Source organism: Sessilibacter corallicola, assembly GCF_021290925.1.
GTDB lineage: Bacteria > Pseudomonadota > Gammaproteobacteria > Pseudomonadales > Cellvibrionaceae > Sessilibacter > Sessilibacter corallicola.
In genome coordinates, this window is record NZ_JAJSLX010000001.1 from 907768 (window position 1) to 929651 (window position 21884).

Genomic DNA, 21884 nt, shown 5'->3' on the forward strand with positions numbered 1-21884 from the left:
TTTAACGTTACTTCACAAGATGTAAATAATAAACTTCGTAGGTTAACGGTAAGCCAGCATCTTCTCGTAGTGATTCATAGGCTTGGCTTAGCATTTGGAAATTTCTCTTTCCAGACAATCCTTTGGCTCGGCCACGATTCACATTATGAGCGCCGATGTCTTTAAATTCACGCATCAAGGTTTTGACATCATTGAAATACAAGGTTTTAAAAACACGCGTTAACTCAACGTTTGCAAACCCCACTTTTTGCGCGGTATGCAATAATATCTCGCCATCAATAAATTGATTGATGTGCTGGTGACAATCAACTTTTTGCCACGATAATTTCAGTTCGTTTAAACTTTTTGGTCCTAACGTACTCAAGTGTGCTTGGCCATTAGTTGACATAACCCGAAAAATTTCAGCCAATAATTTGGCGGGATTTTCACACCATTGAATCGCAAGATTAGAATAAATCTGGTCGATACTGTGATTTTTCAGCGGCAGATTTTCAGCATCGGCCTGCACAAATAATGCGTTTTTTGAGTTTACGGCTTTCGCTTTCGACAACATACCCGATGCAATATCGAGAGCATAAACTTGTTGATCACCAGTGTTTTTGTTTTCACAAGACTGCAGCTGCGAGGTAAAAAACCCAGTACCGCAACCCAAATCTAAAATAGTATTGATATTGTCGTTTTTGTTTTCCCGAAATGCATCGAGCAACTCGTCACCAACATCACGCTGAAACTGGGCACTGGCGTCGTAGCTTTGTGCGGCATCACTAAACGATTTAGCAACACTCGCTTTGGAACGCTCAGGTTTGACTCGCTGAATAAAATCGCAAACAGACGCTATTAATTGTGCTGGATTCTCTAGATGAAGTGCGTGACAACCTTTTAGCACTTCAAATTCGTGAACTACCGGTGCGGACTGATTCAGTAATTTTAATGGTGCTGCGCACGCAATTGGGACTAATTGATCGCCAGAAGCAAACAGATGCAAACCTGGAACAATACTTTGCTCGTACGCTTGGCGGTTATCGATGCTATTTAACCAATCCAAACCCAAGGCGTAGTGTTGATCTGAGTTGTAAGCGTCGGAATAAAACGCTCGTACAGATTTCAACGTGGATTTTGCGTGAATGCTATCTTCAGTGTCGGAATGCCCAACCAACTGAGCAAAACGTTTTAAAGTTTTCTCAGTGTTGATTTGCGTTGTTTTTTTAAAATTATCAAAGATTGCCGTTGGCATGGCGTACGGCCAATCTTCACTCTCAGAAAACTTAGCATTGGCAGCAATCGTTACCAATGCCGCAACTCGCTGAGGATAGGCATGTGCCAATTGAGCAGCAAGCATTCCACCCAAAGACCAGCCCAAATAAATACCGGTTTTCGGTAACAACGGCAATAACGCGTCAAGTGTCATTGATAAATCTTGATTTCCGCCGAAACCGGGTAAGTCAATGACGTGGAGATCAAAATGTTGATTCAGTTGAACACCAAACAACTGCCAACACTGCGAATCACTGCCCCAACCGTGCAAAAGCACCAACGGTTCACTGGCAAGTTTTTCACCGGAACATGCGTGAAAACCCGCAGGTAAATAGGGTATCTCTAAAGAATTTAACACCTGTTGTTCGGCGTTGCTGTGCGAAATAGTAACCAACTGATCGATTGATTGAGCCATAGAATTCATATCGAGTTATTCCGCCAGTGATTCGTTGGCCTGAGAGCAAAACTGATCGTACGCTTGCGCCAACAAGTCGGTGAGCTTTTCAACTTGCTCTGGCGTGTGCGCTGCGGTGAGGGTAATTCGTAAACGTGCCGTGCCTTTAGGAACGGTTGGCGGTCGAATAGCGCCTACCAAAATACCGTTGGCTTTTAAAAACTCAGCAATGTTCAACATCGATTGCTCATCGCCAATCACCAATGGCTGTATGGCCGTGTTGGATTCCATTAAATCAAAATCTAACGCGCTCACACGAGTTCTAAATAACTGAATTAAAGACTGTAGCTTTTCTCTTAATTCGGCGCCTTGCTGAATAATCTTCAAAGATTGGCGAGTGGCAGCAGCAATTGCTGGGGGTAACGCGGTGGAATAAATATAGGGACGAGCAAACTGAATTAAAGTTTCGATTAATGTTTCACTGCCAGCAACAAAAGCGCCGTAAGTGCCAAACGCTTTTCCGAAGGTTCCCACCAAAATAGGAACCTGCTGTTCAGACAATTGCAATTGCTCGCACAAGCCCGCACCGGTTTTTCCTAACACGCCAAAACCGTGTGCATCGTCTACCATCAACCAAGCGTCGTGATTTTTCGCGGTAGTGATAATGTCAGCTAAGGGCGCGCAATCGCCGTCCATGCTGAATACACCGTCGGTGACCACAATTTTTCGATTGCCTGGCAAACTCAAGGTTTTATCAAGGCTAGTAATATCGTTGTGAATGTAGCGACGGAATTTAGCGCCGCTAGAAAGCCCGCCATCCAACAGTGAGGCGTGATTTAATTTATCTTCGGCAACCAAATCGCCTTGCCCCAACAGCACATTCAAGCAAGAAAGATTGGCCGCGTAACCATTGGAAAAAACCAGCGCGCGTGCACGACCGGTAAATTCCGCTAATTCCTGCTCCAATAAATGATGCTCTTGATGATGGCCAATCACTAAATGAGAGGCACCACTTCCCACACCAAATTTATTGGCGGAGTCGACAAACGCTTTGGTCACGTCGGGATGATTGGCAAGCCCTAAATAATCGTTGCTGGCAAAATTAATAAATTCGCCATCGTGTGCTTGGCTGCTCAGCGACACGTCCGATCCCTGCGCCGATGCCATGACTTTGCGATTACGATACAACGACTGACGCGCGCGCTCGGCTAACGCTTGCTTTAATTCTTGCTCAATCATAATGCTTTACAGGCTATTGAAGGCTTAAGTCGCAAGGACTATTGCCCTACCGCAGTTTGAGTCGCGTCGTAAAAATACGCCTTATTTTCTTGCTCGCGAATGGCGTGCTCGATGTTCGCTTGTTCGGCTTCATCGTCGTTTTCGGTCTCGAATTTTTCCGGCTGTAAATTCAAGCGCTCAAACAGTTGCATATCTTTGTTGGCTTTTGGATTTGGAGTGGTTAACAGTTTTTCGCCATAGAAAATCGAATTGGCTCCAGCGAGAAATGCCATGGCTTGCATTTCATCATTCATATCTTCGCGACCGGCGGATAAACGCACGTAAGATTTCGGCATTAGGATTCGCGCAACCGCAATGGTGCGAATAAAATCGAATGGATCGAGATCCTCGTTTTCCGCCAATGGCGTGCCTGCAACTCGAACCAACATGTTAATCGGTACCGACTCAGGGTGCTGGGGAAGATTCGATAATTGTTGCAATAAACCTGCGCGATCGGTGTCGTTTTCGCCCATTCCAACGATGCCACCTGCACAAATTTTCATGCCCGATTTACGCACACGATCTAATGTTTCTAAGCGATCTTGGTATGTGCGCGTGGTGATGATTTCACCGTAGTATTCTGGCGAGGTATCGAGATTGTGGTTGTAGTAATCGAGTCCTGCGTCGGCTAACTCTTGCGCTTGCTCATCTTTTAGCATGCCCAATGTCATGCAGGTTTCAAGGCCCAAGGCTTTTACCTGGCGAACCATATCGGTCACGTAAGGCATGTCACGATTTTTAGGCGAACGCCAAGCAGCACCCATGCAAAAACGCGTGGCACCGGCTTCTTTTGCAGCTTTTGCTTCATCAACCACCGCTTGAACTTTCATTAGCTGCTCTTTTTCAAGACCCGTATCGTATCGAGCCGACTGCGGACAATAGGCACAATCTTCCGGGCAAGCGCCAGTTTTGATGGAGCAAAGCGTGCTCACTTGCACTTCGTTCGGGTTAAAGTGCTGACGGTGAACGCTCTGAGCTTGAAACATCAAGTCCATGAAAGGCGTGTTAAACAGGGCGACAATTTCGTCTCTGCGCCAGTCGTGGCGGCATTCGGTGACTTCGGGCATACTTGCCAAACTCCAATTCGGTGTTCTTAATTCAGGCGCTTGTGTGTTTGCAAGTAACCACTTACACCACATTCCAAACGAGCAATAGGTTTTGCTCTTTTAAAGACGGGACAGTCTAACCAACTGCACTTAGCTGTCAACCAACAAACGCAAACTAGGTTTACAAGTGGCGAGAAAGGAATCACAGGCACAAGAATCAACCGGCCTTGTTCAGCGCATGGGACAGCGGATTTCGGCCCTACTTCGGCGCTGCCATTTGTGCGAATCGGCAATTGCCCAAATCAATAACCAGCACCATCTGTGCGACCACTGCTGGCAAGCACTGCCCTGGAATCAGCATTATTGCCAACACTGTGCGCACCCAACGGCCTCACCTGTTGCGCGATGTGGTAACTGCCTAGATAGCCAAAATCACTACCGGCGCTGTGTGTGCCCGCTTATTTACGATTACCCCGTCGATCACTTGATTACCCGCTACAAGAACAATCAGCACCGATTACAAGGGCTGCTGGAAACCGTGATTCAACAAGGACTCACAGCGTTTGAACATCGCGACTGGGATGGGGTTCTGGCCGTACCGATGCACCCCAAAAATCAATGGCGACGTGGCTTTAATCAGAGCCATGTATTGGCGAGCTTTGTTGCAAGAACGCTGCATATTCCGCTGATAGAAGGATTTCAACAAAGCCAATTGCTGTCTTCTCAAAAAGCTCTCTCTCGCAAACAACGGCAAAGCAATCTCAAAAACGCGTTTCAAATGACGCAATCGCTACACGGGAAAACACTGTTGCTGATCGACGATGTGGTCACCACTGGCAGCACCATCGAAGCTGCCTCACGAACGTTGCAATCGGCCGGAGCCCACAGCATTGATGTATTAGCGCTTGCGCGTACACCCAACCCGAAAACGCGTTTAAGCTAGTTACTACCAGCGACAGTCTGTAGAATTGCAATCACCACAAAAGGTGATTACCTATGACAGACCCTCGCGATTTCGACGATAACTCCGACTTTGATGACGACGAGTTCGAAACTCACCCCTACGACTCACTCACGCCAGATACCGTACTCAACGCCGTTGAGTCTTTGGGATACCAAACCGACGCCCGAATTTTGCCTCTCAACAGTTACGAGAACCGTGTTTACCAAGTGGGTATCGAAGACGAAACACCGATTATCGCCAAGTTTTATCGGCCGCAACGGTGGAGCATCGAGCAAATTCTGGAAGAGCATCAATTTGCGCAAGAACTCGTAGACGTTGAGGTTCCAGTCGTACCGGCAACCGCAAACAGCGATGGCAAAACACTGCACGAGTGGCAAGGATTTCAATTTGCTGTGTACGAACGCAAAGGCGGCCACGCACCCGAGCTGGATAACCTGGATCATCTGCTCGTTATCGGGCGATTAATGGGGCGCATGCATGCGCTGTCTAAAACCAAGGAATTTTCTCACCGCCCAGCATTAGACATTGAATCGTTCGGCGAGCAATCGAGAACGTTTCTTTTAGAAAACCAATTTTTACCTAAAGAATTGGAAACCGCTTACGATACTTTAACGCGAGATTTAATCGCACAAATCCGAACCGCGTTTTCTAACTTTCCTGCAAAATCAATCCGTTTGCATGGCGATTGCCATCCAGGAAATATTTTATGGCGCGACGACAGCGCCCACTTTGTCGATTTGGATGATGCCCGCAGTGGTCCGGCAGTCCAAGATTTATGGATGTTAATTTCTGGCGACAGAAATCAACAGACCTTGCAGATGAGCGAAATTCTCGAAGGGTACCAACAATTTTGTGACTTTGATTTCACCGAATTAAATTTAATTGAACCTCTGCGTACATTGAGAATCATGCATTACTCAGCGTGGCTCGCCAGACGTTGGACCGATCCGGCGTTTCCGCACAATTTTCCGTGGTTTAACAGCCAGCGTTATTGGGCCGAGCACATTTTAGAGTTAAGAGAACAACTTTCTGCCATGCAAGAGCCAGCACTGACCTTGTTTTAATGGCAATAAAACCCAATAAAACACATCACTAATTGCAAAGTGATGTTTAAAACCACAGACAAACAATTGCTAAAAGCCGCCAAGACGTTGGAGCAAGATTGTGATAAATAAAATTTGGGAAAAAATCCGCTGTGAAGCGAAAGAAAACGCCCAGAAAGAACCCATATTAGCTAGCTATTTACACGCGACCATTTTAAATCACAACTCACCCATGGCCGCGTTGAGTTACTTATTGGCGAATAAACTCGACAGCCCAACGGCTTCTGCGCTGTTGATTCGAGAAGTGATCGAAGAAGCCTTTACCGCCAAACCCGAAATGGCTCAATGCATTGCCCACGATTTAGACGCCGTGCGCAATCGCGATTCTGCCTGCGACGAATTCTCAACGCCATTTTTGTACTACAAAGGCTTTCACGCACTGCAAGCGTATCGCGTCGCAAATTGGCTGTGGACTCAAGACCGCAAACCCTTCGCCCTATTTTTACAAAACAGAATCTCCGTCGTTTTTTCTGTGGATATTCACCCTGCGGCAAAAATTGGCAAAGGTATTATGTTTGATCACGCCACCGGTATCGTCATCGGCGAAACCGCTGTGGTTGAAGACCACGTCTCGATTATGCAGTCAGTCACCTTAGGCGGCACCGGTAAAGAAGGTGGCGATCGCCACCCAAAAATTCGTCGCGGTGTTTTAATTGGTGCAGGTTCAAAAGTGCTCGGCAATATTGAAGTGGGAGAAAATTCTCTCGTGGGTGCAGGCAGCGTAGTATTAAAACCCGTAGAAGCCAACTGCGTGGTTGCAGGCGTACCTGCAATTAAAGTAGCCGACCGCGCCAGTGATACTAATCCCGCTGACGAAATGTGTTACGACTGGTAAATACGGAAGTATTTGGGTTGATTAGAAATTTCGAACTGAATGGATGAGTAAAATTAAAAAGCCAGATTAAGTCTGGCTTTTATTTTATCACATCAAAAATATATCAATATCTTAGATTATAAATTACTGATTCTTACCTTCTTTATTAGCAGAAATTTGCTCTCCTAAGGTAAAACAATACTCGGAGTAATTTTCATTACTTGAGATTGCTTTTCCGCTTGTTCGAATTGATACAATAGCTTGTCGTAAAAAATGATATCTTCCTGTATCTCGATTCGCTCATCCTCAGACAAAGGTTTTTCCAAGGAATTTTTATTGTCGGATATAATTTCACGCTCCAAACCTGCCAAACGATATTGAAGCGCGGAACGAATATAGGAGATATCTTTGAATGTTAACTCAGTCATGTTATACCGGCCTCATCTATTTCCATAAATTTTCCAACTCTTCTTATACCTCATAAACCAATGAATGTCGTAAAACGGTGTTAAGAATGTAATGTGGTTACACCACCACTCCACTCAAATGCATCTATCTGTGATTCTCCTACCACTTGGAACACTTCTCCTCAATATCAATTTGATCTATATCAACACACCCAGCAACAAGCTCACTTAGCGATCTCTCAGCTATTCCTCAGTTTTCTCGAATCGGTAAAATGCGCGCCAACTGAACTCACTTTTGATCAATAGTTATCCTATGAAGTTGCCAGAATTGCTCTCCCCTGCGGGGTCTTTGAAGAATATGGAATACGCTTTCGCTTACGGGGCGGATGCGGTTTATGCGGGCCAGCCACGTTACAGTTTACGTGTGCGTGAAAATGAATTTAATAAGATTGAAAATTTAGCGAAAGGTGTTGCTCGCGCTCATGAGTTGGGCAAGCAATTTTATATTGCTAGCAACATTAGCCCGCACAACAATAAGGTAAAAACCTATTTAAGAGACATGGAAGATGTTATCGCCATGAAGCCCGATGCGTTAATTATGTCGGACCCCGGCTTAATTATGTTGGTGCGCGAGGCGTTTCCTGATATTCCGATTCATTTATCAGTACAAGCGAATGCAGTGAATTGGGCAACGGTAAAATTCTGGCACAAGCAAGGATTAACACGGGTAATTTTATCGCGAGAATTATCGCTGGATGAAATCGAAGAGATCAAACAACAGTGCCCAGAAATGGAAATCGAAGTTTTTGTCCACGGTGCATTATGTATCGCTTATTCTGGCCGTTGTTTGCTTTCTGGTTATATGACCCATCGTGATTCTAACCAAGGCGCGTGTACAAATTCTTGTCGCTGGAAATATTCCACGCACGAAGCGGTGCAGTCTGACGGCGGCGAAATTATTCCGACAACCAATATTGAATCATCGGCAATAGACCAACCTGTAGAGTTTTTTAATCCCGAACAAGAAAATAATGAAAGCGATGGCAGTGAAAAGATATCGCCATTGTATTTGTTACAGGAAAAGGGCCGACCTGGGGAATTAATGCCAGCCTACGAAGATGAGCACGGCACCTACATTATGAATTCCAAAGATTTGCGGGCCGTGCAGCACGTACAACGTCTAATGGAAATTGGTGTGGATTCATTAAAAATTGAAGGGCGCACCAAAAGCTATTACTACGCAGCTAGAACCGCACAAGTGTACAAACAGGCAATGATAGACGCGGCCGAAAATAAAGCCTTCGACTTTACATTAATGGACGAATTAGAAGGCATGGCGAACCGAGGCTTTACTGAGGGGTTTTACCGTCGCCACGTGCCAGCGGAATACCAAAATTACGAGACTGGAAATTCTACCTCAACCAAACAGCAGTTTGTCGGTGATGCAATTGACGTAAATACCGATCAAAAGACAATTACCATTGAGGTAAAAAACCGTTTTGAGGTGGGTGATAATTTAGAGTTACTCACTCCAAATGGAAATTTTGCCTTTCAATTGTCCAACATGACGAATGCAAAAAATGGAAAAAGCTTAGAAGCCGCACCTGGATCGGGTTATTGCGTACAAGTTCCTTGGCAGCAAATTCCGGGAATCACCGACAATAAAGCTGCACTCGAAAAAGGATTGTTGATCCGTAATTTATAGATTCAACAATAAAGTTTCGAAGAGTCAGATGAAATAAGTAAAGCCTTTTTATTCAACATTAATAAAAAGGCTTTACTGTGAAAACCAAACACATCAACTAGTAAACTAATTCCTTAAAAAGTACTGACTTCGTTATTATTTAACCAACGCCCGCCCAGTCATACAATTTCTTCTTTAACAACAATCAACGGAAGAAACCATTATGATCGAAATTGATGACGTATCCTCGCTCCCCTCATTTGCTATCAAAAGCTCAGAAACAATTCCTACTTTTCAATTGGATTATAACGACAAAAACGAAGGTGTATTAATTGCTAACGACGTACCCTACAGTGGTGTAGAGATTTACAACGCAATTGCTAAAGAAGCAAAAACCTTTGCTTTTTGCATTAACGCACCCGACGACGAACCCTTTGAATCATTACCTACCACACAACCATTGACCGGAGTTGAGTTAGAAGCTGAGGTTCAGTTTATGTGGTTCCCTAACACTACCAGTCGCAATGCAATTAAAGCAGTGGTTACCGCTAATGTTGATAAAAGTGGTACTGGTTTTGAAGCTTGTGGCTGCGAATATATTTTGTATCCGGCAGGTAAGGCGATAGATCCGAAAATTGAAATAGGAGGCATTCCACCTAAATAATAATTCGATCAACTAATATTCCTTGTAATAAAGTGTAATAGTTAATAAATTACGGTCTGGTACTGTTAGTTACAGCACCAGCTACTCTATAACACAATAAGGAAATTAGATATCAATGGGAATTATAATTCATCCGAATAACGCAGAAACTCCAATTATTGTTAATTTAGTTCCGGTAGAACAAGAGGACAATTACATTAAATGCGATTGGGAATGTGACGGCAAAGAAGCGGATACCTTAATATTCACACCCAATAGCGAAAGTGATAAAACCTTTCATATTATTTTTCACTTTCAGGGTAATCCGGTAACACATTGCTGTTTAAAATCTCGATTAAAGAACGGCGCAACGATGGAGCCAACTCCTGTTGTTATTTGGAATGTTAGAAAACCTCATTGGCCACCTAAGAACACAGATAACTTTACAGAAATTGCTGGTGGTTGTTTGATTATTGGATCTGGAACCACTGACGATACTGATAACTTAGCGTTTGGCTATGATGGAAAAGTTTTGGATCCTTCAATTAAAATTGGTGGTGTTACTCCAAGATAGAACTTGGCTTCTGGTTCTGAAATTGCTTAAAAATATTAGTTTTGGCTAACAGAACCAGAATTCACTTCACATATATTGGAAAGCCATGGCAACAAAAGCCAAACAGCTCCAAGCCCATTATCAATGGCTAAATTGGATCTATTGCAGGCTGAGAATGCATCTCCAACAACTGAGTATATAATCGCCGAGGAGTACAATACTTCAGCGTTATCAGGGTAAAGAATTTCTAATTGTCGAATCAAATTAACCGCTTCTGAGTATTCTCCTAAATGCACATAAGCCAAAGCCCGTATTTTAGAGTTGAATATATCTATATCCTGCCCCTCAGTAAGACTAATAATTTTAAGAAAACCCTCATTGGCTAGATCTAATTTATTTTGGAGTAACCTAGCTTCTGAAACATTCAAAATTGCATTAATTTCATTTGAGTTAACTTGAAGTGCCTTATCAAATTGATTCTCAGCCTCAGAGTATTGATGTTTAAGCATATAAACTAGCCCAAGATTATTTCGAACTTCAACATCATCCCTGTATTTCAAAATATCAAGATATATACTTTCTGAAATTATCAATTCTCCTTGACTTAATTTGCTAGCAGCTAATAACTTTTTACCCAAGAAATGATCGGGATCAAGTGATAATAGTTTCTCTAAACTTTTGTCTAACTGCTTGTATTTTGATTCCCACCATAAATTAAGTGAAAAATTATAATAGTTATCAACATTCGGTCTAACCTTTATAAGTTGCAGGTAATAATCTCTGGCTAAACTGTAGTTTGCTGTATATGTGTAATAAATCGCGTACGCCTGGAGCTCTTCCTCCAGCCCTAAATTTGACTTACTCTCGATAATTTCTAAAGCAAGATCATATTTTTTAGTGTTTAACAGATAATGTAGCCGATGAAAAAAAGCCTGAGATGAGCTTGGGAAGTTACTATCTTCCAGATCAATAACACCTTTAACTGATCTTAGATAATTTTGATCCCCTGAATTGTAATATTCGTGCAGCAATGTTTTTATCCATAACTTATAAAGTCCGGGAAACCTAGGATTAGCTTGATGGAAAGTATCAATCTTTGCGATTAACTCCGACGAGCTTATGGAGCCGTCAATCTGCCCCCTATACAGAGCAAGATATTGATAGAAATCCTCATTACTGATGCTTTTCAAATTTTGAAAATACACATTAGAATTCGAATAGAAATTCGATAAAAAGTTCTCAATCAAAGTCAACATTGTATTTATGTCGTCATAAATAAACTTATTATTTACTTCTTCAATTACAGATAACGATTTCTTTTCAACGATTCTTGTGGATAAATTACATACAACGTCTCTGCAGCTCAATTTTGGCACCACCACCTCATCCGCTGCAGTCTGCTTAAAAAAATCTTCGATTGAAATTCCAGGTTTCTCCGCAACACTAGTTTCCAATACAGAAACATTGGGATGGGCCAGTAAATATTCACGAATCCAAACGGATGCACTCAAATAAAGATCTTTTTCAATATCCGACACGCCTTCAGAATCCCATAATGCGGGCTCGTAAATTGCCACGTATTTTTTTTCTATGGGACGACTGTCGTAAATCCAATAGCCCGCCACACAACACACGACGACAACCAACATCGCTAAGGTACCCTTTAACCACGCTGGGAATCTGGTTGGCGCTTTATAAAGCTCGCTTGTGGGTAGCGTTTCGGTTAAATCTACGTCGTTAAGCCCACTTGGATTTTTTTCATGGGCAACTAAACGACCAACAACATCAGCGGCATTTGGGGGCCGTTTGGACTTGTCTTTTTGTAGCAAACTTACTACAAGCGTACATATTTCGGCCGGAATATTCGGATTAAAATCTTTTGGATTAATTGGCTCGTTGTGCAGGATATTTTTTATGATTTCGTTTTTGTTAATGACCGAACCAGTCACAAACGGATGTTTTCCGCAAAGCAAGGTATAACAAACACAACCCAACGAAAAGAGATCGCTTTTTGTATCAACGCTTGCGCCGTTTATTTCTTCGGGAGCTAACGTTAATAAGGACGAAAATTTTTCCGATTTATTCTGAGAATGCTCTTTAAACGAACGGGTATGAGTGCCAGAAATAACTTCGGATATACCAAAATCGCTGAGTTTGGCAATATTGGAGTTGGAAACTAAAATGTTTTCAGGCTTGATGTCTCGGTGCAGAATATTGTGGTCATGCGCGTACTCTAAGGCCTGGGCAATTTGACGCAACCAAATAATTTTCTGCTCAAGGCTTGCGTATTGCTCAACAATGGCACGTTTTAAATCGATGCCATCGACGTATTCCATCACCAAAGCAATGGAGTCATGCTCTTCAACAATATCGTACAGGTGTACAATATTGGCATGATTTAAATTGGCAAGAATTTTGGCTTCATTAATGATTTGATCTTTTGAGATCGAATGAATTTTTGCAGCGTGTATAACTTTTAAGGCTACTTGGCGATTCAGGCGTTTGTCTTCGGCAAGATAAACCACACCCATACCACCGCGACCAAGCTCTCGTAATACCTGATAATTTTCAAAGCTCGGTAATTCTTCGTTATTGTCCATTAAAATACTGGCTGCAAATTATGCGCTCTCTAATGAATGATCAAGCGGTTTGTTGATAATGATGTTTTCTGAACCCAGCCGAATTTGGCCTCGTCTTCTCTCGAACAATGTTTCAGCTGGAACTTTGTTACCGGTGGCTTCTGATAACTGCTTTCGAGCCCGGTAGGTGTAGATATTGATGTGGTTTTCATCGAGACCAAGTTCGCGAGAAATCAGCTCTTTAGTGCACCAGCCCTGCTCGCTTGTAGAAACACCTTGGGTTTTGTGCTGATCGCGAAGGCGAGCCAAATACAAAATAAGTTCGTGATGGCTGCGCTCGCCCAAGTTAAAACTCCCAAAATCGGAATTCACACCGATTTGAATGGTTTCTTCGTCTTGGCTAACACTGAAGACAAACTCAACGGAACGCTTAAAGTCCATTGAGGAAATCTCAATGGTTGGGTAAATCGTTTCGGTTAAAAATACTTTCCAGAGACGGTTGTTAACAAAAAATGTGCTGTTATGGCTTAGGTCTATAAAGTTACCGTTCTCGCCATTTTCATTGTACTCCAAACGCCAGAGATGCTCTGAAGGCTCAAAATACACAGCAGCCGTGGGATTTTCATCATCGGGAAGCAATGTATAACTTTGTAAATTAATCGGTGGCTGGTTTTCATTAACGCAAAAAAGCTTATTTAACGGCTCACTGTCGTCTATCAATTGCCATTGCTGCTTGGATTGAGGAGAGAAGCTCCAGTTGTCACCAATTTTGATTTTGGTCGGCTTGGCAGTGGACAGTTTTTTTCCGTTTAGCCAAGTGCCATTTTTACTTAGATCTTTAAGAAACCAATTGTTGTTTTTATATTCTATTAACGCATGAATTTTGGAAATTTCGGGTTCTTGGATCAAACTGTCGACCAAATCCGACCGCCGCCCAAACGTATGGCACGCCCTAAGCTCTACCTCTTCGTGAGAGTCTAGATGTTTGATACGCGCCATGTGTTATCCCACCGTTTATTCCAATGTTAGGTTTTTATGCGTTTGTTAACTATAAAACCCTTTTGCATAAGCTGCTCGTAAAGGCTAGTTAAAGCAGCACTAAGTAGTCGAAATATTAACATTAGTACTTTTATATTCAAATCTCCCTTAGGAGGAAATAGGCGCCACCTTAAGCACTCATGATGTCACACAAAACAACCACCAAGAAAATAAATACGACAAAAAGATGTTTTTGACGACAGAAAGATATTTACAGCGAAGTTTTAAAATTATTCAGTTGTGAATTAAATGGTTTGACGCGCTACCACTCATACAATAACAACGCGAGGGAATGATTAGTCGCAAAGGCAAAGGATAGGAGCACGCTAGGGCCTGTTCACACTAATTTAACCGCACCTGTCGCCCCTAAAACGCGTCAGTCTAGGCGTGAGGAGTGCAGTTTAGCGCGCTAAATAAGCGACGAACAACAACGAATGGCGTGTTTTAGGGGCGACCCTAAGGGCTCGGTGTATTTTTCCCGTATTTCGTGTTGCAGCTCGTTCATTTGGAACCACCAAATCACACTCACTGCGCCTAAAATACGAAAAAAATACGCTCCAGCAGGTGTGATTAAATGAGTGTGAACAGGCCCTAGGATAAAGCGATAAGAAAGACCAGTAACACTGGCGTGATCGCGGTGATCAACAAGCATTTGGTCATTAAATTAATGATGGAGTCGCCTTCTGCGTGAGTGCGAACGGAAACAAAGTTTGCAATCGCTGTGGTCGGAACGGCAAATATCGCCAGCACAAAGGCACCAAGCCCTAACCACGAGCCATTGCCGGTGTTAACTGTGATAACTATCCAGGTTACCACTATCTGAGCTAAAGCAGGGAGCAATACTCCCCATACATACTTCATATTGATGCGCCAATAAAGTGTTAGACATTGGCCGGCAACAGTCGCAATGGCTGACCACTCTTGCGAGTGACCAGAGCCAGTTAACACCGTGCTCAACCATTGTGGTCACACAAAAGAATAGCACTTTTAAACGCGATTTATGTTGAAAAAATCCAGAGAAATATTTCTGCGTTTGAAAATTAAAAGTTTCGAATGGAATTTAAGGAATCTCTGACTAACGGATCCATAAAATCTTTTGACAACCGTTTGCGGTACAACCGGTAATATCAAATGAGATAGGCTCTTTAGCGGCTTTTTTCGCTAATAAGATGGAATACAATTCTTGTTCGTAGGGACTGTTGTTTTCAATTTTATAAAAATTACTTTGGCTACAGTTATCGGGATTTTCCATGGGTTCAACGGTTTTAAAATGAATACCAGTCTCGTGATTCACTATAGGAGCCTCTGACTAACCTCAAAATTACTCAGCGTGATTTCAAGCGCGCAGTTGCAAGGCGCCGTTTGAAATTAATGGCCGTAGTCCTTAATAAAAACGGCAACGCTGCAAATGTGTGCTTGATATCGCGCCCTACGGGGCCAACCAGTTTTTTCCTGCTCTGCGTTGTGCTTTTTCGATTTAACCCGTTAGACCTTCAAAAGCATGCCTTGATCAGAAAAAAACTGGTTGGCCTGAGTGATCTTGAGGTTAATCAGAAGCTCCTATAATACAATCGACGGTTCTATCGTAAAACGCCACAGCATGGCTAAGACCGCTGACGAGCAACAAGGTAAAAAATACAGATATTTTCATGCAAAATATTTCCTAGGAACAATGAATAAAGAAAAGTTAATCAAGAAAAATTAAAGCTGCGCTGTGGCAACCAATAATGTCATGAAAATTAATGCACTTGATTAAGCAGTGTCAACGGTTGTTAGGAATAATCGAAAGGAATTACATCTTTAATATCAACCGTAACATACTTTATTACTAGCTAATCAGTCATCCACAGACCAAAGACTTTGAAGGTTACTAGTAATAAGTACGTTATTTTAAGAAAAGTATAATCATGAAAGTCTTCTAACTGAGGGAAATCAGACAAGATGGGAAATCCAGTAGCTAAACACTTAATACTAATAAAGAATCTAGGGCCAATCATCGGCAATGTCCGATATTGGCTCTGAATTTATAAAAATTAAAAATAAGTCTTATTTTTCCATAATCAGTAAATAAATGTTTAGTTAGAAGGTACAACAACGTTAAATACTAGAGGAAAGTTAACGGCGGCTAGATCATCAACACTTGGATCATCTAATTGTGCGTCACAGGTAAAAGCAACGGTGTATTCACCATTGGGAACAAAACCGATAGTGTATTGAAATTCACTGGTTTCAACATTAAAGATTACGTTAGCACTGGCGATAGGATCAAATTCATTATTTTGAAGATCCTGGGGCATAATATCACTGCCTTCAAATAAATAGACAGCGTTGCCAATATCGTTGTTGTCACCGTTATTACAAGCAGGGTCTAAAATGAAGTTTTCATCAATAACGCCGCTTACATTCTCAACGGCTAAGCTATCGACTAAGCGTAAGGTGGGACGTAGCCTAAATTCACCATTTCCTTGTCGAACAACTGATCGACGCACGTCGAAATCAATCGTGAAATCAGAGGTAGTCGCAACACCTAATGTGAAACCTCGGTTCAGTTGGAGACCACTTTGTTCACCACTAGGAATCGTTAAATCAAAAACCTCACCGTTAACTTCAATAGAAGAAAGCGCTTCCACTACACCTAATCGAATGAACTGATATTCTCCTGGCTCTAATTCCTGTTCATCTAGAAGGATGATTCTTTCGCCATTTTGAAAATCCAAAAGATCGATAATCATGGGCTCATCAAACTCAATTACCGTGCGTTCGGGGCCTTGTAAGGTAATTGAATCGAACGCAACAGTCACAGACTGAGCTTCGTCAAACGGCGCATCGGTCAAGCCGAGTGTTAAGTTGGCGGTTGAATCACTGGAGCCACCACCGCCACCTCCACACGCAGAAAGAATGTAGGTATTTGCAATTAGTAAAGCCGCTAACGAGGTTCGATTGATTGTTTTCATGTAATAACCATTATCAGATTTGTATAAGCTAACCAGAGCGCATTGTCATACAAGAATTAATAGACATACGTGATCAAATCATCAAAAGCGACCGATTCTCTTATGACAAGATAGTTGAATTTATTGAGATTCATTCAATATTTTACATATTCATTCAAATACAAAAGAGATTACGTCATTGATAATTAATTTTTTTGTTTTAATCATTAACAAACGATCCACCCCCATGGCTATTCCCGCGCATTCAGGCATGCCGCTGTCCAGTGCTGCTAGAATATTTTCATCGTAATGAATGTCACGATAACCGTGAAGCTTTCGTTGACGCACGTCATTTTCAAATCGTTGTCGTTGTTCCTTGGCATCGGTTAATTCCCAATAACCGTTGCCCAATTCCAATCCATCACAATAAATTTCAAATCGTTTTGCGATAACGTCGCCATCTTCATTGATGGCTTTTTTTGCCAGCGCACCTTGGCTTTCTGGAAAATCGTAAACAACAAACCAACCTTGCATGGCCGGCTCAATGACATGGGTAAACAGTAAATTCAACCACACATCAACGTCATCTGAATCAAATTGAACATCGCAATATTGTTGCGCAATCATTTTAATTTTATTCACACTCACCGTGTGAGGATTGACATTAAAGTGTTTTTCAAACAACGATTTATAACTGAGTTTGGTAACCGGTGCTTCGGGCAATAACGAAAAAATTAATTCCAGAGTATTTTCAATTAATTGATGGTCGTTGTAACCCACGCGGTACCATTCCAACATGGTAAATTCAGGGTTGTGTTTTGCGCCGAATTCTTCATCACGAAAGGATTTTCCCAAATAATAAATATCGCCACTGCCTGCAGCCAGTAATCGTTTCATAAAAAATTCTGGCGAAGTTTGTAAATACGCCGTCTTCCCATTACAAGTGGCGGCAATTGATTCAATATTGGGATCAGTCACAGTGAAGCTTGCCAAAACCGGCGTGTCGACTTCTAGTACATTTTGGTCATGAAAAAATTGTCGAATTTTTGCCAAGAATTCGGCGCGCGTCTTTAATGTAGAAATATCGGCACTGGGTTGCCACTGTGTTTTCATGATCTGAATTCTTAAATTTTAGGGATAAAAAAACCAGGCAGTTGCCTGGTTTTTAAAATGCATCGGTAAGCTTATTTACCGCCGGTAGCTCGACCGAGGTATTCGCCGGTACGAGTGTCTACTCGAACGATTTCACCGATTGACATGAACAACGGCACTTTAATAACCGCGCCTGTGGATAAGGTCGCAGGCTTGGTGCCGCCGGTAGCGGTATCGCCTTTAATGCCGGGATCAGTCTCAGTAATTTCTAACTCAACGTGATTTGGCGGAGTAATCACCAACGGAGAACCGTTGTATAGGGTAACCACACACACGTCTTGTTCTTTTAACCATTTAATGGATTCACCCACAGCTTTTTCATCTGCCGCGTGCTGCTCATAAGAGGCTGGGTCCATAAAGTGCCAGAATTCACCGTCGTTGTACAAGTACTCCATATCTTGATCAACAACGTCAGCCGCTTCCAATGAATCGCCAGACTTGAAGGTTTTTTCTAACACACGACCCGTGGCAAGGTTGCGCAATTTAACACGGTTAAACGCTTGACCCTTTCCAGGTTTAACGTATTCATTTTCTAAAATTGAGCAAGGGTCGCCATCGAGCATCACCTTCATTCCGCCGCGAAACTCATTGGTAGAAAAGCTAGCCATATTTTCCTCGAATTAAACTGATCAAATAACAAACAAAAACGCAAATATTTTACCAAACTTGCTAAATTTATGACTTGCAAGCCTTAGGAAAAGAAAAAAGAGCGTATTTAGTGCTCACAATTTCTACCAAAATGAGTAAAATCACCGCCCATTTTTCGACGTAAACTGCGTTCACAAGATTAAAAGGTCGACATGATACCTTACGTAAGCCTTTCTGGGCAGACCAATGATTGGCAATCACAGCTGAGCAATTTAATCACCGATCCGAAAGAGCTGCTGGCAATTGCCGAGATACCGACGGACAGCCGTGAATATCATGCCATTGAACAGGCCTGCGCGGATTTTCAGCTCCGTGTTCCCCGAGCGTTCGCAGACAAAATCGAAAAAGGCAACGCCAAAGACCCACTCTTACTCCAAGTGCTGCCGAGCGCGCAGGAATTACTGGCAAGCCCTGGATACTCCACCGATCCATTAGGGGAAGAAGCGGCAAATCCGATTCCGGGTTTGATCCACAAATACGAAAGCCGAGTTTTGATGACTTTATCGGGACAGTGCGCGATTAACTGCCGCTACTGCTTTCGCAGACATTTTCCCTACGCGGAAAATCGCCTAACACGTGACCACCTTCAAGAGATTACAGCTTACGTTGCCAACAACACCGCACTCAATGAAGTGATTCTCAGCGGCGGAGATCCGCTCAGTGTCAGTAACACTCAAATTCGACGATTCCTGTCAGAGTTGGCCTCAATTCAACACATCACACGCATTCGATTCCACACTCGTCTCCCGGTAGTGATTCCCGAGCGCATTGATCAAACCCTATTGGATACATTCAGTAACAGTAAACAGAAAATTATTGTTGTTGTGCACACCAATCACCCGAACGAATTGGACGAACGCTTTGATCGAGCGATGGCACAGCTCACAAATAATAGAGTGACATTATTAAATCAAACGGTGTTATTGAAAAACATAAACGACAACCCCGAAACCCTCACAAAACTCAGTGAACGGCTGTTTTCCGCTGGCGTCATGCCATACTACTTGCATCTACTCGACAAGGTAGTCGGTGCAACGCATTTTGAAATCCCCGAACACGACGCAATTGGCCTACATCGAGCATTGCAAACTCAACTACCCGGCTTCTTAGTTCCCAAATTAGTCAGAGAAATTGCAGGAAAGTCATCAAAGACCTGGGTTTATTGATGAGATTTACACACTAATGTGTGTAAAAAGCATAACAATTTTAGAGTTTTTGAATATACATTTTGGTATAACAGCGAATTTCTATACGTCTGTCCTTGAAATTACAACCGACGCTATACTTAATTCAGGCACGTTCTGAACATTGTTAAAGTATTGTCGCAAATAGCATGGACCCACGGTATTTTGCAGAAGCTGGCAACGAAATTCAGCGAATGGACGTAAAAAAGCTTTAAAATCATAACTTTAAGACAGTCATCCGGTATAATCCGGTTCAAGGAAGGGCAGTAAGAAACGCTAAATAGGAATTGCGTCGTTTGTACAAGGCGATTTTGTACAAATTTAAACCACGACTTTAAAAATAACTCGGCATTTGCCGATTGATATACAGACGTAACTACTTGAGATTTCTATGTTCTTTGGCCGCACACCCAAACAACAAAGCTGTAACTTCGTAAAGGCTCTGCAATTACCAGAACCTGATTTAACCACATTCAGCTTTTGTGACAGTGCGAAGCCTGCCAAAATTAAAGTTTGGATTGATAAGCTGCCCGTCACTGATGCTGCACTCACCAGCGTGCAGTTGTATCGCATATTGCCCGAGCTTGCGCGCATACGCCTCCCGCATTCCACACGCGCCGAAATCCTTGAGTACCTTCGCCCCATCGTGCAAAACTGCGTTGAATCGATCACTCGCCCACTGTCCCACCATCCGTTATCACTCAATAACACCGAGAAAAAAGCGGTGGTTATCGCCCAGGCCATTCAGAAATACCTGAGCACGGCTTATTGCCGAGCGGCAGTGGATTTGTACGGCGAGAAAAAGCCCCAGTTAATTACCTTGGCGAATTACATTCACCGAGCCATGTCGTGCTTATCGGGCCTAATGAAGAGTAATTACCAGTTTTACACTCCGGTTCCGTCGGACGTTTGGGCCACCACGAATGCGCTGTATCGAATCTGTTTAAACGCTGAGGTTTCTGAGATCAATGTGATTGATCCCATCAACAGTAACGCCTCCGGCACCAGTACCCACGGTTACATCCGAATCCTTGCCTTGGCCTGCGCCAAGCCGTTTCAGTTGCGCCCCAATGAAGTGGATATTATCCACAACACACTGCAAATGTGGTCAAAACGGATAGATCTTAGAGAATACAAAGAAGACGAAACCGCGCTTTATGCCGTGGCCAGTTGTTCCGACACCGAGCCCGATTACGCGACTAACTTTGAGCGGCAAAAACTGCTCAACGACGGCCTCGCCATTGATTTCAGTAACTTAATACACTCGCTGGATAAAGCCGAAGCCGACCAAAGCCAGCAAACCGGGGCCTCGCAACAACAGATTAGTGCTCAAGGCTTGGGGCCTGGGTTAAAGCAACATTTGCTCACCTCGTGGGGACGACGCGTTGAGCGGCAAATTTCCCGGGACGATTGCGATAAAACGTTGGAAATCTGTCTGGGTATTACCAACATTCACCACCTCTTAATTAACGGCACTAAATTCGAAGATTTTGTTTACGGTACCAGTGACAAAAGCAGCACTGAAATCTTTGCCAACAATTGGTTCGACAGCAAAGAATCTGAGCAAGAACAAGAAGCACAGAGTCGAATTTACAGCGTCGAGATGACCAACCACAGCGACACCGGCTATCAACTCAAATGTTTGCAGACCATTCCAGAAAACCTGCAGGCGGGAGAACTCATGGCCTTTCGTGAGCCCAATAAGCGCAACTGGCAAATTGCAGCAGTGCGCTGGGTAAGGCGAAGTGATCGCAGCGGCGTTCAGTTTGGTGTTCAAATTATCGCACGCAGAATCGAAGCCTTTGGTGCTTGCACCACAACAGCGCTCGGAAATGAATCGGATTACATGCGAGTGCTGATTATTAAAGACAGCCTCAATGGTCCAAACGAGAGTTTGGTGATTCCACATTTGCCTTTTAGTCAGCGATTCCCAATCACGCTGTCAAAGCGAGGCGAACAACGCAAAGTGCAGCTCGGTCAAATAGCCATGGCCACAGGTGCGTTTAGTCAATTTTTCTTTAAAGAACTTTAGTCGTAGTTCGAAGAGAATCGCTATTCATTTGCGATGGGGTCATTAAGAGTTTTAATGCCATTTGTTTCTGTCATATCAAGAAAATAGATTAATCGTGATTAAATTGGCATAAAAACTTTTGAATGACGCTTTTAATCCGTAATAGGGATTCGATAGAATTCATACAGCATTTGTAATC

19 protein-coding genes are annotated in these 21884 nt (G+C 42.9%); 8 read left to right on the forward strand and 11 right to left on the reverse strand.

Going from position 1 to position 21884, the window contains the following annotated elements; all coding sequences use genetic code 11:
• Positions 1-7 precede the first annotated feature (7 nt).
• From bioC to bioB, 3 genes are read right to left on the reverse strand one after another with little or no spacing between them, the layout of a single operon-like run.
• Positions 8-1678, reverse strand: coding sequence for a malonyl-ACP O-methyltransferase BioC (gene bioC, locus LU361_RS03765; protein WP_233086980.1), 1671 nt, complete (start codon positions 1676-1678; stop codon positions 8-10).
• A gap of 6 nt (positions 1679-1684) precedes the next feature.
• Complete coding sequence (gene bioF / locus LU361_RS03770) at positions 1685-2887, reverse strand: 8-amino-7-oxononanoate synthase (protein WP_233086981.1); 1203 nt, start codon at positions 2885-2887, stop codon at positions 1685-1687.
• A 38-nt stretch (positions 2888-2925) separates the two neighbouring features.
• Positions 2926-3993, reverse strand: coding sequence for a biotin synthase BioB (bioB, locus tag LU361_RS03775; protein ID WP_233086982.1), 1068 nt, complete (start codon positions 3991-3993; stop codon positions 2926-2928).
• A gap of 166 nt (positions 3994-4159) precedes the next feature.
• Here bioB and LU361_RS03780 point away from each other — a divergent pair, with 166 nt between their 5' ends.
• From LU361_RS03780 to cysE, 3 genes are all read left to right on the forward strand, one after another.
• Positions 4160-4915: a ComFC family protein gene (locus LU361_RS03780; protein WP_233086983.1), complete on the forward strand. Its 756-nt coding sequence runs from the start codon at positions 4160-4162 to the stop codon at positions 4913-4915.
• 53 nt (positions 4916-4968) lie between these two features.
• Positions 4969-6000, forward strand: coding sequence for a serine/threonine protein kinase (locus tag LU361_RS03785; protein ID WP_233086984.1), 1032 nt, complete (start codon positions 4969-4971; stop codon positions 5998-6000).
• A 100-nt stretch (positions 6001-6100) separates the two neighbouring features.
• The gene (gene cysE, locus LU361_RS03790; protein WP_434064651.1) at positions 6101-6874 is read left to right on the forward strand and encodes a serine O-acetyltransferase; all 774 of its coding nucleotides are present in this window, start codon (positions 6101-6103) and stop codon (positions 6872-6874) included.
• Between the two features lie 164 nt (positions 6875-7038).
• On the opposite strand, the gene LU361_RS03795 is transcribed toward cysE, so the two are convergent.
• Positions 7039-7281 carry a hypothetical protein gene (locus LU361_RS03795; protein ID WP_233086985.1) on the reverse strand — a complete coding sequence of 81 codons (243 nt, stop codon included), beginning with the start codon at positions 7279-7281 and terminating at the stop codon, positions 7039-7041.
• Positions 7282-7573: 292 nt separating this feature from the next.
• Between LU361_RS03795 and trhP the strand changes: the two genes are divergently transcribed.
• The 3 genes from trhP (at position 7574) to LU361_RS03810 (ending at position 10161) form a co-directional block, all read left to right on the forward strand.
• Positions 7574-8965, forward strand: coding sequence for a prephenate-dependent tRNA uridine(34) hydroxylase TrhP (gene trhP / locus LU361_RS03800; protein WP_233086986.1), 1392 nt, complete (start codon positions 7574-7576; stop codon positions 8963-8965).
• A 202-nt stretch (positions 8966-9167) separates the two neighbouring features.
• On the forward strand, positions 9168-9608 hold the full coding sequence (locus LU361_RS03805) for a hypothetical protein (protein ID WP_233086987.1): 441 nt from the start codon (positions 9168-9170) through the stop codon (positions 9606-9608).
• A 115-nt stretch (positions 9609-9723) separates the two neighbouring features.
• Positions 9724-10161, forward strand: a complete 438-nt coding sequence (locus LU361_RS03810) for a hypothetical protein (RefSeq protein WP_233086988.1) — start codon at positions 9724-9726, stop codon at positions 10159-10161.
• Between the two features lie 35 nt (positions 10162-10196).
• Here the strand turns inward: LU361_RS03810 and LU361_RS03815 are convergent, their stop codons facing one another.
• The 7 genes from LU361_RS03815 to efp form a co-directional block, all read right to left on the reverse strand.
• A complete protein-coding gene (locus LU361_RS03815) occupies positions 10197-12740 on the reverse strand; it encodes a serine/threonine-protein kinase (RefSeq protein WP_233086989.1) in 2544 nt (847 codons plus the stop codon).
• An 18-nt stretch (positions 12741-12758) separates the two neighbouring features.
• Positions 12759-13718, reverse strand: coding sequence for an FHA domain-containing protein (locus tag LU361_RS03820; RefSeq protein WP_233086990.1), 960 nt, complete (start codon positions 13716-13718; stop codon positions 12759-12761).
• A gap of 630 nt (positions 13719-14348) precedes the next feature.
• On the reverse strand, positions 14349-14705 hold the full coding sequence (locus LU361_RS03825; protein ID WP_233086991.1) for a hypothetical protein: 357 nt from the start codon (positions 14703-14705) through the stop codon (positions 14349-14351).
• A 127-nt stretch (positions 14706-14832) separates the two neighbouring features.
• Complete coding sequence (locus LU361_RS03830; RefSeq protein WP_233086992.1) at positions 14833-15051, reverse strand: hypothetical protein; 219 nt, start codon at positions 15049-15051, stop codon at positions 14833-14835.
• 781 nt (positions 15052-15832) lie between these two features.
• Positions 15833-16711 carry a DUF4382 domain-containing protein gene (locus tag LU361_RS03835; protein ID WP_233086993.1) on the reverse strand — a complete coding sequence of 293 codons (879 nt, stop codon included), beginning with the start codon at positions 16709-16711 and terminating at the stop codon, positions 15833-15835.
• A gap of 150 nt (positions 16712-16861) precedes the next feature.
• Positions 16862-17803, reverse strand: coding sequence for an EF-P lysine aminoacylase EpmA (gene epmA, locus LU361_RS03840; protein ID WP_233086994.1), 942 nt, complete (start codon positions 17801-17803; stop codon positions 16862-16864).
• Between the two features lie 71 nt (positions 17804-17874).
• Positions 17875-18450: an elongation factor P gene (gene efp, locus LU361_RS03845; RefSeq protein ID WP_233086995.1), complete on the reverse strand. Its 576-nt coding sequence runs from the start codon at positions 18448-18450 to the stop codon at positions 17875-17877.
• A gap of 192 nt (positions 18451-18642) precedes the next feature.
• On the opposite strand from efp, the gene epmB reads away from it, so the two are divergent.
• Positions 18643-19656, forward strand: coding sequence for an EF-P beta-lysylation protein EpmB (gene epmB / locus LU361_RS03850; protein ID WP_233086996.1), 1014 nt, complete (start codon positions 18643-18645; stop codon positions 19654-19656).
• A gap of 409 nt (positions 19657-20065) precedes the next feature.
• The gene (locus LU361_RS03855) at positions 20066-21706 is read left to right on the forward strand and encodes a cyclic-di-GMP receptor FimW-related protein (protein WP_233086997.1); all 1641 of its coding nucleotides are present in this window, start codon (positions 20066-20068) and stop codon (positions 21704-21706) included.
• Positions 21707-21884: the final 178 nt, after the last annotated feature.

What these genes read in the sequence shown, in the direction of transcription:
- bioC (WP_233086980.1), bottom strand. Translation starts at nt 1,678, where the DNA reads ATGAATTCTATGGCTCAATCAATCGATCAGTTGGTTACTATTTCGCAC.
- bioF (WP_233086981.1), bottom strand. Translation starts at nt 2,887, where the DNA reads ATGATTGAGCAAGAATTAAAGCAAGCGTTAGCCGAGCGCGCGCGTCAG.
- bioB (WP_233086982.1), bottom strand. Translation starts at nt 3,993, where the DNA reads ATGCCCGAAGTCACCGAATGCCGCCACGACTGGCGCAGAGACGAAATT.
- LU361_RS03785 (WP_233086984.1), top strand. Translation starts at nt 4,969, where the DNA reads ATGACAGACCCTCGCGATTTCGACGATAACTCCGACTTTGATGACGAC.
- LU361_RS03795 (WP_233086985.1), bottom strand. Translation starts at nt 7,281, where the DNA reads ATGACTGAGTTAACATTCAAAGATATCTCCTATATTCGTTCCGCGCTT.
- trhP (WP_233086986.1), top strand. Translation starts at nt 7,574, where the DNA reads ATGAAGTTGCCAGAATTGCTCTCCCCTGCGGGGTCTTTGAAGAATATG.
- LU361_RS03805 (WP_233086987.1), top strand. Translation starts at nt 9,168, where the DNA reads ATGATCGAAATTGATGACGTATCCTCGCTCCCCTCATTTGCTATCAAA.
- LU361_RS03810 (WP_233086988.1), top strand. Translation starts at nt 9,724, where the DNA reads ATGGGAATTATAATTCATCCGAATAACGCAGAAACTCCAATTATTGTT.
- LU361_RS03815 (WP_233086989.1), bottom strand. Translation starts at nt 12,740, where the DNA reads ATGGACAATAACGAAGAATTACCGAGCTTTGAAAATTATCAGGTATTA.
- LU361_RS03820 (WP_233086990.1), bottom strand. Translation starts at nt 13,718, where the DNA reads ATGGCGCGTATCAAACATCTAGACTCTCACGAAGAGGTAGAGCTTAGG.
- LU361_RS03835 (WP_233086993.1), bottom strand. Translation starts at nt 16,711, where the DNA reads ATGAAAACAATCAATCGAACCTCGTTAGCGGCTTTACTAATTGCAAAT.
- epmA (WP_233086994.1), bottom strand. Translation starts at nt 17,803, where the DNA reads ATGAAAACACAGTGGCAACCCAGTGCCGATATTTCTACATTAAAGACG.
- efp (WP_233086995.1), bottom strand. Translation starts at nt 18,450, where the DNA reads ATGGCTAGCTTTTCTACCAATGAGTTTCGCGGCGGAATGAAGGTGATG.
- epmB (WP_233086996.1), top strand. Translation starts at nt 18,643, where the DNA reads ATGATACCTTACGTAAGCCTTTCTGGGCAGACCAATGATTGGCAATCA.
- LU361_RS03855 (WP_233086997.1), top strand. Translation starts at nt 20,066, where the DNA reads ATGTTCTTTGGCCGCACACCCAAACAACAAAGCTGTAACTTCGTAAAG.